Source organism: Massilia sp. UMI-21 (genome assembly GCA_015277795.1).
GTDB lineage: Bacteria > Pseudomonadota > Gammaproteobacteria > Burkholderiales > Burkholderiaceae_D > Telluria.
In genome coordinates this window covers 3,666,194-3,683,917 of sequence record CP063848.1, presented here as the reverse complement: position 1 = coordinate 3,683,917, position 17,724 = coordinate 3,666,194, and the positions used below count along the sequence as shown (strand labels likewise).

13 protein-coding genes, 1 tRNA gene and 1 pseudogene are annotated in these 17,724 nt (G+C 67.2%); 5 read left to right on the top strand and 10 right to left on the bottom strand.

Annotated elements, in window-relative coordinates; translation table 11 throughout:
* Window positions 1-71 precede the first annotated feature (71 nt).
* The 3 genes from earP to IM543_16125 all read left to right on the top strand — a co-directional run bounded on the left by earP (window position 72) and on the right by IM543_16125 (window position 3,675).
* Entirely contained in the window at window positions 72-1,256 is a 1,185-nt protein-coding gene (earP, locus tag IM543_16135) for an elongation factor P maturation arginine rhamnosyltransferase EarP (GenBank protein QOY93095.1), read from the top strand.
* Between the two features lie 112 nt (window positions 1,257-1,368).
* On the top strand, window positions 1,369-1,944 hold the full coding sequence (locus tag IM543_16130) for an elongation factor P (protein QOY93094.1): 576 nt from the start codon (window positions 1,369-1,371) through the stop codon (window positions 1,942-1,944).
* Between the two features lie 132 nt (window positions 1,945-2,076).
* The gene (locus IM543_16125; protein QOY93093.1) at window positions 2,077-3,675 is read left to right on the top strand and encodes an amidase; all 1,599 of its coding nucleotides are present in this window, start codon (window positions 2,077-2,079) and stop codon (window positions 3,673-3,675) included.
* 23 nt (window positions 3,676-3,698) lie between these two features.
* Here the strand turns inward: IM543_16125 and IM543_16120 are convergent, their stop codons facing one another.
* The 7 genes from IM543_16120 to IM543_16090 all read right to left on the bottom strand — a co-directional run bounded on the left by IM543_16120 (window position 3,699) and on the right by IM543_16090 (window position 8,853).
* Window positions 3,699-4,265, bottom strand: a complete 567-nt coding sequence (locus tag IM543_16120; GenBank protein QOY93092.1) for a TssQ family T6SS-associated lipoprotein — start codon at window positions 4,263-4,265, stop codon at window positions 3,699-3,701.
* A complete protein-coding gene (locus IM543_16115) occupies window positions 4,262-5,404 on the bottom strand; it encodes a hypothetical protein (protein ID QOY93091.1) in 1,143 nt (380 codons plus the stop codon). The genes IM543_16120 and IM543_16115 overlap by 4 nt, the downstream gene beginning before the upstream one ends.
* Before the next feature lie 156 nt (window positions 5,405-5,560).
* Window positions 5,561-6,970: an ATP-dependent RNA helicase DbpA gene (gene dbpA, locus IM543_16110; GenBank protein ID QOY93090.1), complete on the bottom strand. Its 1,410-nt coding sequence runs from the start codon at window positions 6,968-6,970 to the stop codon at window positions 5,561-5,563.
* Between the two features lie 34 nt (window positions 6,971-7,004).
* Window positions 7,005-7,238 (bottom strand): hypothetical protein, encoded by a 234-nt coding sequence (locus IM543_16105; protein ID QOY93089.1) that lies wholly within the window; start codon window positions 7,236-7,238, stop codon window positions 7,005-7,007.
* Window positions 7,239-7,329: 91 nt separating this feature from the next.
* Window positions 7,330-7,406: transfer RNA gene (locus tag IM543_16100), tRNA-Met, on the bottom strand.
* A 74-nt stretch (window positions 7,407-7,480) separates the two neighbouring features.
* On the bottom strand, window positions 7,481-8,632 hold the full coding sequence (locus tag IM543_16095; protein QOY93088.1) for a class I SAM-dependent methyltransferase: 1,152 nt from the start codon (window positions 8,630-8,632) through the stop codon (window positions 7,481-7,483).
* A gap of 11 nt (window positions 8,633-8,643) precedes the next feature.
* Window positions 8,644-8,853, bottom strand: a complete 210-nt coding sequence (locus tag IM543_16090; GenBank protein ID QOY93087.1) for a hypothetical protein — start codon at window positions 8,851-8,853, stop codon at window positions 8,644-8,646.
* A gap of 254 nt (window positions 8,854-9,107) precedes the next feature.
* Between IM543_16090 and IM543_16085 the strand changes: the two genes are divergently transcribed.
* A complete protein-coding gene (locus tag IM543_16085; GenBank protein QOY93086.1) occupies window positions 9,108-9,446 on the top strand; it encodes a hypothetical protein in 339 nt (112 codons plus the stop codon).
* A gap of 308 nt (window positions 9,447-9,754) precedes the next feature.
* Here IM543_16085 and IM543_16080 read toward each other — a convergent pair.
* Window positions 9,755-11,182: pseudogene (locus tag IM543_16080) on the bottom strand (IS1182 family transposase).
* A 343-nt stretch (window positions 11,183-11,525) separates the two neighbouring features.
* Between IM543_16080 and IM543_16075 the strand changes: the two are divergent.
* On the top strand, window positions 11,526-12,386 hold the full coding sequence (locus tag IM543_16075; protein QOY93085.1) for an alpha/beta fold hydrolase: 861 nt from the start codon (window positions 11,526-11,528) through the stop codon (window positions 12,384-12,386).
* Window positions 12,387-12,481: 95 nt separating this feature from the next.
* Here the strand turns inward: IM543_16075 and IM543_16070 are convergent, their stop codons facing one another.
* Together IM543_16070 and IM543_16065 are read right to left on the bottom strand one after the other, a co-directional pair.
* A complete protein-coding gene (locus IM543_16070; GenBank protein ID QOY93084.1) occupies window positions 12,482-16,243 on the bottom strand; it encodes an AAA family ATPase in 3,762 nt (1,253 codons plus the stop codon).
* A complete protein-coding gene (locus tag IM543_16065; protein QOY93083.1) occupies window positions 16,240-17,505 on the bottom strand; it encodes an exonuclease SbcCD subunit D C-terminal domain-containing protein in 1,266 nt (421 codons plus the stop codon). Before IM543_16065 ends, IM543_16070 begins: the two co-directional genes overlap by 4 nt.
* Window positions 17,506-17,724 lie beyond the last annotated feature (219 nt).

The following is a 17,724-nucleotide window of genomic DNA, read 5'->3' as shown; positions in this document are numbered from 1 at the left end:
GCCGCCTGTCCGCCAAAAAAACGTGGCGCGGATGGGGTAGAATAGCGTGCTTCCGAACGCTCCCTTCCCGCATGCACCTCCCTGTCACTCCAGGCACGCCGCCCTCCCTCGCGATCTTCTGCAAAGTCGTCGACAACTATGGCGACATCGGTATCTGCTGGCGCCTGGCGCGCCAGCTGCGGCGCGAGCACGGCGTGCGCGTGACGCTCTGGGTCGACGACCTGGCAAGCTTTCGCCGCATCTGTCCGCCGGTCGACGTCACCGCCGACGCACAGCAGGTCGAAGGCGTGCTGGTGCGCCACTGGCGCGGCCAGGAGGGCAGCTTCGCGCCGGAAGACGTCGCCGACATCGTCATCGAGTTCTTCGCCGTGGACATCCCGCCGGGCTACGTCGAGGCCATGGCCCGGCGCACGCCGCGCCCGGTATGGTTCAACCTCGAAGGCCTGACGGCCGAAGAATGGGTGGAGGGCTGCCACCGCCTGCCCTCGATGCACCCGCGCCTGAAGCTGACCAAGCATTTCTTCTTTCCGGGCTTCACGGCCCGCACCGGCGGCCTGCTGCACGAGGCCGGACTGGACGAGCAGCGGATCGCCTTCCAGGCCGACCGGGCGGCGATGGCGCGCTTCCTCGCCGGATTCGGCGTGGGGGGGGCGGAGCTGGACGCGCTGAAGGTGTCGCTGTTCTGCTACCCGCATGCGCCGGTGGGCGAACTGCTGCGCACCTGGTCGGAAGGCGAGCGCCCGGTGAGCTGCCTGGTGCCCGAAGGGGTCGCCACCGGGGCGGTCGAGGCTTTCCTGGGCGGCGCCGCGCGTGCCGGCCAGGCGGCGACGCGCGGCGCGCTGACCTTGCGGGTGTTGCCCTTCGTACCCCAGCCGGACTACGACCGCCTGTTGTGGGCCTGCGACCTGAACTTCGTGCGCGGCGAGGATTCCTTCGTGCGCGCGCAGTGGGCGGGCCGGCCCTTTGTCTGGCACATCTATCCGCAGGACGAGAACTTGCACCACAAGAAGTTGCGCGCCTTCCTCGCGCCGTATGCCGCCGGCGTCGATGCGCTGAGCAGCTTTTCGCTTGGCTGGAACGGCGCGATCGACATCGGGCCGATGGAAGCGGCATGGCAAGACTTGCAGGCCGCCCTGCCGCGCCTTGCGATTCGTGCGGAAGAATGGCGCGGGGACGTGCTCGCCCATGGCGATTTGACGACGAACCTGCTGGAATTTGCCAGCGCGCTCAGGTTGGCGAGCGAAAATCCGGTATAATGCGCGGTTAGTCTGTAACCAAATTCTCAGGATCAAACGTAGGCTTCAACGGCTTTCTTCGCTCACTGGCCACCGCTGATTTAATGCAACTTACTTTTTACGTAAAACTACTATGAAATTCGCTAAAGAAATCCGTGTTGGCAACATCATTATGGTCGAAGACAAGCCTTTCATCGTCCTGCGTTCGGACGTGAACGGTTCGAGCCGCACGGGCTTCACCTACAAGTGGAAGATGAAGAATCTTCTGACCAACGCGCCGCTGGAAAACGTGTTCCGCGGCGACGACAAGTTCGACGTGGTCGTGCTGGACAAGAAGCCGGTGACCTACTCGTACTTCGCCGATCCGCTGTACGTCTTCATGGACGAAGAGTACAACCAGTACGAAATCGAAGAAGAGAACATGGGCGACGCGATCAATTACCTGAAAGACGGTATGGAATGCGAAGCCGTGTTCTACGACGGCAAGGCCATCTCGGTCGAACTGCCGACCACCATCGCGCGCCTGGTGATCTACTCGGAGCCGGCAGTCAAGGGCAACACCTCGGGCAACGTCCTGAAAGAAGCCAAGATCGAGAACGCCATCGAAGCCAAGCAGCACACCGTGATGGTGCCGCTGTTCGTCAGCACCGACGACGTCATCGAGATCGACACCCGCACCAACGAGTACAAGAAAGTCGTGCGTAACTAAGTCACGGTTTTCGATTGTAGAAAAAACGCTGCCTTTCGGGCAGCTTTTTTTTTCGTCCTCGACTTGGTCGCCATGCCAAAAGTCTTGCCGCGCTGCTATCCTACCGTTTCCGAAAACAATAACGGGGGACAGATGGATCGCAGGAATTTCGTACGACTGGGGATGGCGGCCGGCGCGGCTGCGGGCGCATTCGCCGCCAGTGCCGGTGCGCAGGCGACAAGGCCGGACGCCGGCGGCATGCTCGATGCGGGCGTGCGCGAGCAACAGGCGCACATGGCGGCCGGCAAACTGACGTCGGCCGCGCTGGTGCAGCAGTACCTGGCGCGCATCGCCGCCGTCGACAAGGCCGGTCCGCGCCTGAACGCAGTCATCGAAACCAATCCGGACGCGCTCGCGATCGCCGCCGAGATGGATCGGGAGCGCAGCGCGGGCAAGCTCCGCGGCCCCCTGCACGGCATTCCGGTCCTGCTGAAGGACAATATTGCCACCGCCGACCGGATGAGCACCAGCGCCGGCTCGCTGGCGCTCGACGGCGTGCGCGCCGTCAAGGATGCGCACATCGTCACGCTGCTGCGCAAGGCCGGCGCCGTCATCATCGGCAAGACCAACCTGTCGGAGTGGGCCAACATGCGCTCGACCAAATCGGTCAGCGGCTGGAGCGGGCGCGGCGGGCAAACCAGGAATCCGTATGCGCTCGACCGCAACACCAGCGGCTCCAGCTCGGGCTCGGGCGCCGCCGCGGCGGCCGCGCTGGCCACACTCACGGTCGGCACCGAAACCGACGGCTCGATCGTCTCGCCCGCCTCGACCTGCGGCATCGTCGGCATCAAGCCGACCCTGGGCCTGCTCAGCCGCAGCGGCATCATTCCGATCGCCCATTCGCAGGATACGGCCGGCCCCATGACCCGCAGCGTGGCGGACGCGGCCCTGATGCTGGCCGCGATGGCGGGCGCGGATGCGCAGGACAAGGCGACGGCGGACAGCGCCGGCCACATCGCCGACTACGCGGCCGCGCTGCGTAGCGACGGCTTAAGGGGCAAGCGCATCGGCGTGGCCCGCAACTTCTTCGGCAGCAACGACGCGGTGGACGCGATCATCGAACAGGAGCTGGCGGTACTGAAGGCGCAGGGCGCGATCCTGGTGGACGTGGAGCTGCCGAATACCGACAAGTACAACGAGAGCGAACTGCAGGTGCTGCTGTACGAATTCGCGCCCGGCCTGGAAGCTTACCTGAAGGCCTACGCGCCGCACGCGCCGGTCAGGAACATGGGGGATGTGATCGCCTTCAACGAGAAGCACGCGGCGCGCGAAATGCCTTACTTCAAGCAGGAGCACCTGATCGCAGCCCAGGCCAAGCCGGGCCTGGATGCGCGCGAGTACCGCGAGGCCCTTGCCCGGGACCTGCGCTATGCGCGCGAGGAAGGCATCGACGCGGTGCTGAAGGAGCACCGGCTCGACGCGCTGGTGGCGCCGACCGGCGGCCCGGCCTGGCTGACCGACTACGTCAACGGCGACCACTACGGCGGCAGCTTCTCGAGCCCGGCCGCGGTGGCGGGCTATCCGCACATTACGGTGCCGGCCGGCTATACGCGCGGGCTGCCGGTGGGAATCTCGTTCGTCGGTGGTGCATGGAGCGAGGCGTCGCTGATCGGCATGGCATATGCCTACGAGCAGGCATCACGGCGCCGCCGGCCGCCGCGCTACCCGGCCAGTATCAACGTCGCGCTGTAGGCCGGAAAGCGCAGGGGAAGGGCTCAGCGCGAGGCGGACTTGGCACCGTCGCGCGCGCTTGCCTGCCTGGCCTTGTCGAACTGCGGCCCCCACAGCGGGTGGCCCTGTTCGCCGGGCGTCAGGTCGAACGCGGCATCCAGGCGCAGGGCGCGTTCGAAGGCCTGGCGGCAGGGAGCCGGCCGGTTCGTGACGCAATAGCTGAAAGCCAGGTACTTGAGGGCAGTGACGCGGTTGCGCAGCGAGCCGCCGCGCATGTCGCTGGAGCGCAGGCGCTTGATGGCGGCATTGAATTCTCCATCGTGATACAGGGCGATGCCTTCGCGCAGGGCGATGTCGTCGCGGTCCGATGCCGGGCGCTCTGCGCGCTCCGGGCGCTCGGGGCGCGGCGTGGGCCGCTCGCTGCGTTCGGGACGGGGGCGCAGGCGGTCCTCGGCACGCGGATGGGGGCGCGCCGCCTGGCGTTCGCCGAACAGGGCATCGAATTGCGGCTGCATCTGCGCGCAGCCGCCCAGCAACAGCAGCGTGCTCAGGGCGCACAGGGTGCGCACGCGCAGGCCCTGCTGCCGGACACGTCGAACCAGCCGGCTCATGGCGTTTCCTCCTCGGTAAAATCCAGTTCGATCACCGAGGACGCGCCCTTGACGGCATTGAGCGTCACGGTGTGCTCGGGGAAATTCGGGTTGACGATGCGGATCGTGTGCTGTCCCGGCGCCAGGTTCAGGTGCTTGAGCGGCGGACTCGGTCCACGCTCGACGCCGTCCACCGTGACCATGGCCCAGGGCTTGATGAGCAGCTTGTAGCTGGCGCCGGCGGCGGCGGCGGCCGGCAATGGCTGCTGCGGCAGGGCCTGGTCCGCAGCCGCGATGGCCTGCGCGCTGTCCGGCGGCATTGTGCCTGACGCCCAGCCCGGCAGTTCGCCGGCCGCCAGCCCGTCCGGACGGGCTGCGCCGCTTGCCGGCACGCCGGCGGCGGGGATGTCCCGGGCAGCGGGCGCGTCGTCGGGCAGGGCCAGCATGACCGTGTCGCGTGAATCGGCCTGGTGCAGCAAGGCCAGCAGGGCGCCGAGCGCCACCATCAGTACGGTGGCCGCGGCCGCCAGCATCAACCAGCGTTTCAGCTTTCCCTGTTCGTCGCCGTGGCCCGGTTCCTTGACCAGGGACGCCTCGGACGCGGGCAGCGGCAGGTATGCGGACTGCACCGGCTGGGCCGCCTGCACCTGCTGGGCCGCCTGCATCTGCTGGGCCGCCTGCGGCGGCACAGCCGGCCCGAGCGGCACGATGCCGAGCAGGTTGCGCAACTGTTCGATGGTGCGGGGGCGCTGTTGCGGGTCGGGCGCCAGGCAGTGGTCGACGGCGCTCACGAAACTGTCGCTGTAGTCCTCGCCCAGGGGGCGGCCTTGCAGCGGGGCGGCGGGCGGGTGTTCGCGGGTAATGGCGTAGTGGACCACGGCAGCCAGGTCGTACAGGTCGCCGGCTTCCGACCAGGCCGCGCCGACTTCCGGGGAGGGCAGCAGCATCGGATCGCCCGAGTCGAGCACCAGCACCGTGTCGGGACTGATGGGGCGATTCGGCATCTGCATGGCGTACTGCAGTTCGAGCGACTGCAGGATCTGGCGGAAGATGCGCCGGCACCAGACTTCGTTGACGAGTTCCTGGTTGAACTCGACCACCTCGCGCACGGTCCGGCCGTCGGTTTGCTGTTGCTGGGTTACGGGTGTGCTGGTCATCATGGCGTCAAGCCGCGCCGCGACACGCAGGAATGTGTCCTGGATGCCCCGGTGCGGTATTTGTCTTTTGACAAATAATGCCAGATTTGGCGCGCCGGCGGTGCTGCTGAGCCAAGCGTGCGCCGCTGTTACAATTCCTTTACAACTCGGCCGTTCAGCTTATACGTCGAGGAAGCGCATCTTGAAATAGCGCCCCTTGATGGCGCCGAATTCGGGGCCCGGCGCCTGGCGGTCGCTCAGTTTCGCCACCGCCGCGTGCGCGACCTGGCGGTCGAGCGCCACGTAGCTGGCGAACTCGGTGACATTGATCTTGCCTACCTGTTGCTTGTCCAGGCCGGCGTCGCCCGTCAGGGCGCCCAGGATGTCGCCCGGACGCAGCTTGGCTTTCTTGCCGCCGGCGATGTGCAGGGTCAGCATCGGGGCCGGCGCAGCCGCGTCGAGCTGCTCGCCCAGTTCGTCGAGTTGCCGCCATTCGGCCGACACGTCCTGGTATTCCTCGATCAGGCGCACCCATTTCTTTTCGTTGGGCGCGCACAGGGTGAGCGCCAGGCCGCTCTCGCTCCCGCGGCCGGTGCGGCCGATGCGGTGCACGTGCACTTCCGGATCCTTCGACACGTCGGCATTGATCACGGTGTCGAGGTTGGCGATGTCGAGGCCGCGCGCGGCGACGTCGGTAGCGACCAGCACCGAGCAGCTGCGGTTGGCGAACAGCACCAGGATCTCGTCGCGCTCCCATTGTTCCAGTTCGCCGTACAGCGCCAGCGCCGAGAAGCCCTGTTCGCGCAGGTGATCGGCCAGTTCGCGGCAATGGGCCTTGGTGTTGCAGAAGGCGAGGGTGGAGACCGGCTGGTGATGCTTGAGCAGCCGCGCCACTGCTTCGTCACGCCCTTCGAAACCGATCTCGTAGAAGCGCTGTTCGATCTTCTCGGCGCTGTGCTGGCTTTCGACCGCGACTTCGAGCGGATCGCGCAGGAAGCCGGCGGTGGCGAAGCGGATGTCGTCCGGATAGGTGGCCGAGAACAGCAGGGTCTGGCGACGCTGCGGGCAGGCGCTGACGATGCCGGCGATCTCGTCGTAGAAGCCCATGTCGGTCATGCGGTCGGCTTCGTCCAGCACCAGGGTCTGGACCTTCGACAGGTCGATGGTGGCGCGGCCGAGGTGGTCGCGGATGCGGCCCGGGGTGCCGACCACGATATGGGCGCCGTGTTCGAGCGAGGCGATCTGCGGACGCATGGCCACGCCTCCGGTCAGGGTCAGGATCTTGACGTTGCCGACGCCGCGCGCCAGGCGCCGCAATTCGTTCGCGACCTGGTCGGCCAGCTCGCGCGTCGGGCACAGCACCAGGCCCTGCACCGCGAACCAGGCGGGATTGAGCTTGTGCAACACGCCGATGCCGAAGGCGGCGGTCTTGCCGCTGCCGGTCTTGGCCTGCGCGATCAGGTCGCGCCCCTCGAGCACGGCCGGCAGCGCGGCGGCCTGGATCGGCGTCATCCCGTGGTAGCCGAGGGTGGCGAGGTTGGCGAGGAAACGCGGCGCCAGCGGCAGCGAAGTGAAGGGTTGGTTTTGCATGCTAGTCCAGCCAGAAAGGTTGGCCCTGAGCGGACTACGCTGAGGCCGGCGCCCAGACCGGCAGGCCGGTCAGGTCGAGATTGTCGTCGCGGCGCCAGACTGGCAGGCCGGTGGTGTCGGTTTCGCCGAGCAGTTCCAGCTGCTCTTGCTTCAGCCCGGTACGGCGCGCACGCGGCGCGGCGCGCTTCGGTTCGACAACGGGGTCAAGCGGTGCGGCAGGCTCGAAGCCTGGCAGGTCGATTGTCGCGTTGTCTTTCTTGTCTCTCATCAGCTGATTATTCGCTGCTTCTGCTGTCCTGCCGAGGCTGGCCGCAGAAAACAAAAGCCCGGCTGCAAGAGTCGGGCTTTTGATCGGTATTTGGTTGCGGGGACAGGATTTGAACCTGTGACCTTCGGGTTATGAGCCCGACGAGCTGCCAGACTGCTCCACCCCGCGTCTGAGGAAAATATTATAGCGCGGATCGGCGGCGGGCGCAATCAGGGAATTGATTGCGCCCGCCGGTGAGCCGTTCAGGCGGCCGCCCGCAGCCGCCACAGCGAGGTGACTTCACGCGAACGCGCCGCATGCAGCGGATCGTCGGGGTCGCTTGCCTTGGCGTGCGTCGGACGCACATCGTGGCGCGCCACCACGTCCAGCCCGGCATCGCTGATCCAGCCAAGTAACTGCTCACGCGAGCGCAAGCCCAGGTGCTCGGCCAGGTCCGACAGGATCAGCCAGCCTTCGCCACCCGGCGCCAGGTGCGCTGCCAGGCCAGCCAGGAAGCCCTTGAGCATGCGGCTGTCCGGGTCGTAGATCGCGTACTCGATGGCCGAACTGGGCTTGCCGGGCAGCCAGGGCGGGTTGCACACCACCAGCGGCGCCCGTCCTTCGGGGAACAGGTCGGCCTCGACAACGTCGACTTGCGCCGACAGGCCGAGGCGGGCGATGTTCTCGCGCGCGCAACCGAGCGCACGCGGATCCATGTCGGTGGCCAGCACGCGCCCGACGCCACGGCGCGCCAGCACCGCCGACAGCACGCCGGTGCCGGCGCCGATGTCGAAGGCCAGCCCCGCCCCGCGGGGCAGCGGCGCCTGCGCCACCAGCTCGACGTATTCGCCGCGCACCGGCGAGAACACGCCGTACCACGGGTGGATATTCGCATCGAGGGCGGGGATGCGCACACCCTTGCGGCGCCATTCGTGCGCCCCGATCAGGCCCAGCAGTTCGCGCAGCGAGGCGACGTACGGGGCCTGCGCAGGGCCGTAAGCTTCGGCGCAGGCGTCACGCACGTCTGGCGCGCGGCGCAGCGGTATCGTGTGGTCGGCCTCGAACGGCATCAGGAGCATGGCCAGGGTGCGGGCGCGCTGCAGCTGCTGCAGGCGGTGGCGGTGGAACAGTTCGGCCGGCGTGGCGGCGGCTGTGGCCGCCCCCTTAGCCTTGGCGCGGCGCGCGCGCTCGCTCTTGTGCTCGATCCGGCGCACCAGCGCGCTCAAGAGCTGGCGCGCGTTCTGGAAGTCGCCGCGCCAGAGCAGGGCGGTGCCGTCCAGCGCCAGCCGGTAGGCGGTGTCGGCGTTCATGGTGTCGTCGGCGACGACCACCTTCTTCGGCACCGGCCAGCCGCTCTCGGAGCGCCACTGCGCGCGATGTTCCGTGCCGCCCTCGACCCAGACGATGTCAGCCATTGGATGGCTCATCAGTGATGGTGCTGCCAGTTGCCGTCGGCCGATTCGAGGTAGGACTTGACCGCGTCCGGGCTGCCGGTGGCATGGCGCTTGGGTTCGCCGCATTCGCAGACGCCCAGGTAAGGCTGGATGTGCGAGCAGGCCGAGACCTTCTGCAGGGTGACCTTGACGGGTTTCGCGCACTTGGCGCATTTGAAGGTGAGGAAGCGGGCGGGTTTCATGGTGGTGTTGGACAGGTATTGGAGCAAAGGGCGCATTGTACCGGAGGGCCGGGCGGCCGGGGCAGGCCGCCCGGCGGAGCGCCGGCATGCTTGCGTGAATGGTGACGCCAGACGGCTTTACGGGCTTCACGGCTTATGGCAATCCATTACTTGCGCTGCGGGCAACAGCACCCTACACTGGGCCAAGCTGATGTCTGCAACCGGGCCAGGAGCGGACGTGAGATCAGCAAACGAAGAGATTCCGGATACGATGCATGACGCCACGTGAAATTCACTCGCTGATGAGGAAGCTTTGCTATTTTGGTGTCTCGGATGCCGATGGCTACCGACATCTCATGAGAAGCGACGAACTTGATCGCGATTTGGTTATCCAGCTAATTGACGAGTACATCACCACCCAAGATGTTATCGTTTACGCAAACGCCAAAGACTGCTCTTACGTCGGAAAACCTGCCGCGTTCGAGCTGATTCAGAAGTATCGGCTCAATGACGCTCGTGCACCAGTAGAGGTAGTCGCGGCAGATTTCTCCAGTCGGATTGTGATAGAACCGATTGGCGTCGGGGTTGGTGAGCACCGAAGGATGCGGTCGTAATTTGAAGTGCAAACTGAGGCGCTTATGCAGCGGTTCGCGTTCGTCTCCTTCGGGTCGATTGCAGCCGGTCGTGACCGTCCCTGAATTTTTCCAATCGGGCAACCTGCTATGCTGGGCCGAACGTCCGAGATCGGCCCAGCCTGTGTAAAAACTCATTAACTGGATCCGTAAGCCGAATAGTACGGCTCACGGCCTATCCAAAAGCTTATAGAAGCGCCATAGCCTTGGCCGCCCCGTTTTCCAGTCCTCGGCAAGACCAGCAGCAAGAACGCTCCAAACAGCCCGATTGGCGGCAGAAAACGGGCATACGCCCTAATCGCCGCCAGCATTCCCTGCATGCCAAGCAGCGCGAGCAAACGACTAAAGTTGTAAGCCAGCACATGCAAGCTCATTTCGATCTTCACACGTTCCAGGCCTTTCGTTAGAAAGTGTGTGGATCCCATCCATGCCTTGATCGTGGCATAGGGATGCTCGACGGTTGAACGCCGGATGCGCATGGCGTCGGGCGTCTGTTCAAGACGTGCCTGCATGTCGTCGAGCACATCCTGATGTTCCCAGCGCGTCACGCGCCGCTGAGTGCTCGGCGTGCACTTGTCCTTGAGCGGGCAGCCCTTGCAGTTCGAGCTCCAGTAGCGGTGATTCGTCATGCCTTTTTCGACGCTGGAAAATCGCCATATCAAGGCTTCGCCAGCCGGGCAGCGGTACTCGTTCTTTTCGGAATCGTAGATGAAGTCGGCCTTGTCGAACCGGCCATCGGCCTTGGCCCCGGAAGTTTTCGTAGGCGGCACCAAAGCACGTATGCCCGCCTCATGACAGGCCAGGATTTCCTCGCCCTTGAAGTAGCCTCGGTCGGCAATCGCTGTCAACGTCGCCGTACCGATCGCTGCGCGGGCCTTCTTGGCCATGCCGGACAATTGATCGCGGTCGCTGCCATTGTTAGTGACCTCGTGCTCGACAATCAAATGGTGTTTGGCATCGACCGCTGTTTGCACGTTATAGCCAACGATGCCTGAGCCGCGCGTCATCATCGAGCGAGAATCCGGATCGGTGAGCGAGATCTGCGTTTCTCCAGTCTTTTCCAGCTTCGCTTCGATTTCCTTGAGCGTAGCCATTTGTGATTTCAACGCTGCGATCTTGTCGTTCAGGCGAACGCTTTTCGCTTGTGCAGTAGCCGGCTCCTGCCGGTCTGCCGTGTCGAGTTCTGTCAGGTAGCGGCTGATGTTCGCTTCGATCTCCGTCATCCTGCGCTTGAGCTTGGCGTCAGTGAAGTTGCGGTCGCTGCTGTTGACGGCCTTGAACTTGCTGCCGTCGATCGCCACCACTGCATCCGAGAACAGATCCAGCTGCTGGCACAAGACGACGAACTGCCTGCAGACATTACGAATGGCTTTGCCGTTGTCCTTGCGGAAGTTCGCTATCGTCTTGAAGTCCGGGGTCAGGCGCCTGGTCAGCAACATCAGCTCGACGTTGCGCTGCGCTTCGCGCTCGAGCCTGCGGCTCGACTGGATGCGGTTCAGGTAGCCGTAGATGTAGAGCTTGAGTAGTACAGCCGGGTGGTACGCTGGCCTGCCAGTCTTTGCAGGTATCACCCGCGCAAAACCCAGACTGGCCAGGTCAAGCTCATCGACGAATACGTCGACCACCCGAACCGGGTTGTTTTCGGTGACGTAGTCATCCAGGTGCTCTGGCAGTAGCGTGCCTTGCCCACGGTCTTCGCCTTCGATAAAGCGCTTCATTTAACACCCCGGTGATGAGATACTCCCTCAACGTTAACCCAGCCGGGTTCGTTTACACGGTCCTGTGTTTTTACACAGGCTGGGTCGGTTCCGGTCCTTCGTGACAGAGAGCGATTTTTCGCCCCTGGAGACCTGCTATGCTTGAGCTAGACGGCCGCCGTCGGCCAAATGCGGACCGTACGGTAAGCATTTACGCTAAGTAATTCGGCCTATTCGTCTCAAACGGCCAATCGGACGGGCTGCTTTGAACGACACGCCCGGCATTGCTCATCTCTAAGGAACGCGCAGCGCACGGCAGTTCGGCTACCCTTCCAAGGCATGATTATTGGAAGGAGAGGTCGATATGCATCATATCCGTTGCGGCACCGGGAAACCGCTGCTCCTGATACACGGCCTCGGCGGCCATTGGCAGAGTTGGGAACCGATCCTGGACGATCTCGCCGCGACCCGCGAAGTGATTGCCGTGGACCTGCCCGGCTTCGGCCGGACACCGCGCCTGCGCGGCGAAACCTCGATCCGGAGCCTGGCCGATGCGGTAACAAGCTTCGTCCATGACCACGGCCTGGCCGGTATCGACGCGGTGGGCAGTTCGATGGGCGCGCGCCTGGTGCTGGAACTGGCGCGTCGCGGCGGGGTCGTCGGCGGCGCGGTAGCGCTCAACCCGGGCGGCTTCTGGCGCGGCTGGGAGCGCCACGCTTTCTTCAGCTCGATCTACCTCTCGATCCGTCTGTTGCGCCTGCTGCGTCCGGCACTGCCCTCGCTATGCAACACGGCCATTGGGCGTGCCCTGTTGCTGGCCCAGTTCAGTGCCCGGCCGACCAGGCTGGACCCGGGCATCGTGAGCAGGGAACTGTGCAGCTATGTCGCGGCGCCGGCCTTCGACGAACTGCTGGCCGAGCTTGCCTATGGCGAAGAACAGCAGGGCGCCCCGCGCCACAGCATGGCGCATCCGCTCATCATCGGCTGGGGGCGCCGCGACCGGGTCTGCTTCCCGCGCCAGGCCTGGCGGGCGCTGGCCGCGTTCCCGGATGCGCAGCTCCACTGGTTCGAGCGCTGCGGGCATTTTCCGCATTGGGATGCGCCCGGCGAGACCGTGCAGCTGATCCGGAATGCCTTGTCCGGCCGGCGAGAAGCGCTGGCGCAGGGCGCCGATGCAGGCGCCATCCGTCCGCCCGCGCCGTCCTTGCGGCCGGTCAGCGCCTAGGGGCAGCGTGCGCGACATCGCGCTTGAACAGGCGATAGCACCCCGATGTTCATCACCGCGCCGGCGTTCCGTCGGCGTGTGTTGTGCGGGGGCGCCTACTCGACCACCACCGCGCTGCTGCCGCCGCCGCCCGGGCGCACCAGCACCTTGGTGGCGATCCGTTCGGTCATCTCCTGCACGTGCGAGATCACGCCCACCTTGCGGCCGAGCGACTGCAGCGCATCGAGCGCGTCCATCGCCACGCCCAGGGTCTCGGTGTCGAGGCTGCCGAAGCCCTCGTCGATGAACAGCGACTCCACCCGCACCCGATTCGAGGACAGCGAGGCCAGGCCGAGCGCCAGCGCCAGCGACACCAGGAAGGATTCGCCGCCGGACAGGGAATTGACCGAGCGTACTTCGCCGCCCATGTCCTGGTCGCGCACCATCAAGGCCAGCGAGGGCGCGCCGTTGTGGCTGACGCGCTCCAGGCGGTAGCGCCGCGCCAGCTGGCCGAGGTGGGCATTGGCGTAGCCGAGCAGCACGTCGAGCGTGAACTGCTGCGCATAGTTGCGGAACTTCTTGCCGTCGCTCGAACCGATCAGTTCCGACAGCTTGCCCCAGCGCTGCTCTTCCAGCTGCTGGCGCTCGACATCGGCAATGACCGCCTGCGCCTGCATCCGCCGGGTATCGTCCTGCCCGGCGCGCATGCGCAATTCGGTGGCCAGGTCGTGGGCGGCGCGCCGCTCTGCCGTGAGGGTGTCGACGGCGGCGGCCACCGTGTCGGCAGCCAGGCCGCTTTCCGGCCTGCCTTCGTCGTGCAGCACGCGCTGGGCGCGGCGTTCGGCCAGCACCGCGCCGGCGCCGGTCGCCCCGGCGTCGAGCGCGCCCAGTGCCGTGCGTTCCTGGGCCATCCAGCTGCCGCCGACCGCCAGCAGGCGGCCGAGTTCGGCCGTATCCTCGACCGGGTCGAGTCCCTTGACGAAGGCCGACTTGCGGTAGTCTTCCAGCCAGTCGGCGAGGGCGGAAGACGCTTTCGCACCGGCACTATCGAGCGTGGCGATGTGGGCGCCCAGCTGGGCCAGCGCCGTGCGGGCGCTGGCTTCGCGCTGGGCCGTCTCGGCGGCGACCGCCTGGCGTGCTGCCAGGTGATTGCGCGCGGCGCCGACCGCGGCCTGCAGTTCCTGTTCCACCTCCGCTACCGGGCGGCCGTTCCACAAGGCCATGCGCTGGGCGCGCTTGTCCGTGAGCTCGGTATCGATGCGGATGAATTCGGCCGCGACCCCGGCGCCGTGGCGGTCGGCCTGGGCGATGCGTTCGAGCGCGCCGGCCAGCTCGGCTTCGAGCGTCGCGGCAACCCCCGTGCAGCGGGTGAGCACGGCGGTCTGCTCCTGCCACTGTGCGGCTTCCTGGGCGCGGGCTTCGCGCCAGCCGGCCGGCTGGTTGCGCCAGGCATCCTGCCAGCCGTCGCCGACGGCGTCGCACAGTACCGGGTCGAGTTCGGCCAGCAGCCCTGCGAGCTGTGCGGCGATGGCTTCCTGCTGGACCGTCAGGGCGCGCAGGTCGGCCTGCAGGCGTGCGCCGGCTTCGCGCGCGCTGTCGGCAGCCTGGCGCAGGCGCGCATGTTCCTGCTGTGCCTTGTCGAAGGCGGCCTGGGCGGCGTCGCGTGCCTGCGCCGCGCGCCGCAGCGCCGCGCCGCGCTCATCCAGCGCCGCCGCGGCGCCGCGCAGGCCGTCGCGCGCTTCGGCCAGCCATGCCGTGCGCAGCGCGTCGGCGGGCGCATCGGCGGCCAGCGGCTGTGCCGTCCACTCCGCTTCGAGTTCATCGAGCAGCTTGCGCAGGCTGGCGCGCTCACGCTCGAGTCCGGCAACGCGCTCGCCCGACGCGGCCAGTGTCGCGGCCTGGGCCGCCTGCACCGCTTCATTGTCGCGCACCTGCGCCCGGCATGCGGCGATTTCGCTGCGCAGGTTCGTCAGCATGTTGTGCAGCATGTCTTCGCGGCCGTCGTCGCGATAAGGATGCTGGTGCGAGCCGCACACCGGGCAGGGGGCCGCATCTTGCAGCGTGGCGCGCAATTCCTCGACGCTCGCTGCACAGGCGAGCTCGGCTGCGGCCAGGGATTTCTCGGCCTGCTGCATGGCCGCGTGCAGGGCCGGCGCCGTGGCGCGTGCTTCTTCCAGCAAGCGGGCGGCGGCCGCACGCGCCGTGTCCACACGGTCGAGCTCCCCCGCGGTTTCGGCGAATTCCTGGCGCGTGGTGAGCAGCGCGTTCCATGCGCGTTCGGCCGTCGTCAGCCGTTCGCGGCGCGCATCCAGGGCCCGGCGTTCGTGATCCAGCGCCTGCGGGTCGGCGGCCTCGAGCACAGCCAGCGCCGCGCGCCGCGCGCTGTCGAGCGCATCCAGGCGCACATGGGCCTCGGTCAGCGCCGACATGGCGGCCTGTTCGGTGGTGCCGGCTTCTTCCGCCTGGCGGCGCGCCGTCGCCAGGGCCGTGGCGGCAGCGGCGTCGGCCGCCACCGACTGCGCGCCCTGGGCCAGCAGCTTGTCCCAGCGCGGCCACTGGGCCGCCATCGGCGCCAGCCGCGCGTGGGCGGCCAGCCAGCCGGCGGCACGCTCGCGCTGACTCTTGGCAGCCTCGTGCTCCGCTGCTTTCGTTGCGTGCACGGCGCGCGCCTGGCGCGCTTCGAGGCGGGCCGCTTCCAGCGCGGTCAGGGCTTGCGCATGCGATGGCGCCAGCGCGGCGATGGCCGCATCGAGCGCCTTGGCGCCGTCGAGCTGGGGCGCGGCGGCGCGCAAGCTGCTTTCGGCCGCGTCGGCCGCGGCCAGCGCGGCGTCGACGTCGAGCACCGCCTGGCGGCGCGCGTCGAGCGAGGCGGCCAACGCCGCTTCCAGCCTGGTCGTCGACGCGGCTGCCGTCTTGTGTTCCTCTTGCAGGCGCAGGACCTCGGCAGCCAGCGCACGCGCGGGCTGCACCGCCTCGAGGGTGGCCAGGCGCTGGCGCCGTCCGGCTGCTTCCTGCTGCGCCGCCTGTGCCGCCGCCAGCGCAGCGCCGGCCTGGGTTTCGCCGTGCTCGAGCTTGGCGGCTTCCTGGTGCCAGCGCAGTTCGCCGTCGAGGGCGGCGCGGCGTGCGTCCACCGCCGCCAGCGCCAGCTCGGCGTTGACGCGCTCGGCGTCGAGTTGCTCGCGTTCGTCGGGCGGCAGGGGCGCCTGGTTGGCCAGCCTGGCGGCCAGATTGCGGGTGCGCTCCTGCTCGGCCCGGTAACGCTCGAAGGCGCGCCGTGAAATGTCGCTGTAAATCGTGGTGCCGGTGAGGGTCTCCAGCAGTTCGCCGCGCTCGTTCTCGTCGGTCTTGAGGAAAGCCGAGAATTCGTTCTGGGCCAGCAGCACGGCGCGCGTGAACTGTTCGAAGGACAGGCCGATGCGCTGCACAATCTCGGCCGCGACCTCGGTCTTGGTGCCGCCCAGCGGCGCCAGTTCCGGCAGCCGGTGCAGCGTCATTTTCGCCGCCTGCAGCGCGCCGCCGGCCTTGCCGTAGGCGCGGCGCACGCTCCAGCGCGCGCGGTAGCGGATGTCGTCGTTGCCGGCGAAATCGACCTCGGCCCAGGCTTCGGCGGCGCCGCGCCGCAGCAGGGTGCGCGGGTCGAGCGCCGAGACGGTGTCGCCGCCGACGTCCGGCAACTGGCTGCCGGCGCGCTTGAGCAGGCGCGGGGTGGCGTCGTACAGCGCCAGGCACAGGGCGTCGAGCAGGGTGCTTTTTCCCGCGCCGGTGGGGCCGCTGATGGCGAACAGGCCGCTGGAGGCGAGCGGTTCGGCTTCGAAGTCGACCTGGAATTCGCCGGCCAGCGAGGCCAGGTTCTTGCCGCTGATGCGCAGGATCCTCATGCCGCGTCGCCTCCCAGGGCGGTGCTGAGCTCGGCGAACGCGGCCAGCTGTTCGGGTGGCGCATCGGCGCCGTAGCGCTGCGTCCACAGGCGCCGGAAGATGTCGTCCGGCTGCAACTGGCCCAGCTGGTCGAGGCTGAGCGCCTCGCCCGCGCTGTCCGGTGCGGCATGGCGGCGCGTCGGTTCGATCTTGGCCAGGCGCACCGGCTTGCCGTCCAGCGCCGCTTCGATGCGCGTACGCAAGCCCGGCTCGGGACCGTCGAGCAGCACCCGCACTTCAAGGAAGGGCTGGCGGTGCGGCGGTGCATCGGGCGGGGTATCGGGAAGATCGAGCGCTTCCAGGGCTGCCAGCACCTCGTCGAGCGGCGCCGGCTGGGCCGGCACGCGCAGCAGCTGCACCGCGCGCGGCACGTACAGCGGCGTGACCGATGTCGTGTTCGGGCCGTCGAGTTCGATGCGCAGCACCTGGTGCTGGTAGCCGACCTCGGAGAAGGACAGCGGCAGCGGGCTGCCGCTGTAGCGCCGGTGCTCGTGGCCGCCGACGCGCTGGGCCAGGTGCAGGTGGCCCAGGGCCACGTAGGCCACTTGCGGGTCGAACATCGAGGCCGGCAGGGCCTCGCTGCCGCCGATCACGATGCGGCGCTCGGAATCCTGGGACGACTGGCCGTCGACCATGTGGCAGTGGCCCATGGCGATGATCGCCTCGTTGCCGGTGCAGCGCGACTGCGCCAGCGCGAAGGCCTGGCGGTAGAGCAGGGCGGTGCCCTGCAGGTAGGGGTCGAGCCCGGGATGTGCGTCGTCCAGCACCGCGCGCGGCACGTCGCCCGGGCGCAGGAAGGGAATCGCCAGGCACCAGGCCGCTACCGACCCGTCGCGCCCGTGGAGCGGCACCAGCAGGCGTTCGAGGTCGATGTCGCCGCTTGGGGTGCGTCCGACGTTGCCGACCACGACGGTGCCGTGTGCTTCCAGCAGCGGCGTGGGCGCTTCCAGCCGCCCCGGCGAATCGTGGTTGCCGGCAATGACGACCACCTGCAGCTGCGGCAGCCGGCTGCGCGCCTGCTGCAGGAAGCGGTACAGCTGGCGGTGGGCGGCGGCCGACGGATTGGCGTTGTCGAAGATGTCGCCGGCGATCAGGAGCACGTCGATCCGTTCCGCCACGAGCGTTTCCACGAGCCAGTCGAGGAAGCAGGCATGCTCGTGGGTCCGGTCGAAATTGTGCAGGGTCTGGCCCAGGTGCCAGTCGGAAGTGTGGAGCAGCCGCATGGTGAGAATGGAAAGTCGGGTCGGCGCCCACTATAACGTAGATGAGGCGCGGATTGACCCTGTCGCCGACAAAAAGACTGTGTATTTTTACAGTGGTATTGATTCGCCATTGCAATAAATACATGCGCGAAATCAATCGTGCGGGGTCGTGCGCCATGCCGCGCCTGCTGAATCGTGTTTTGACATCAGATCAATGAAAAAGTCTCCAATGTCCACGGG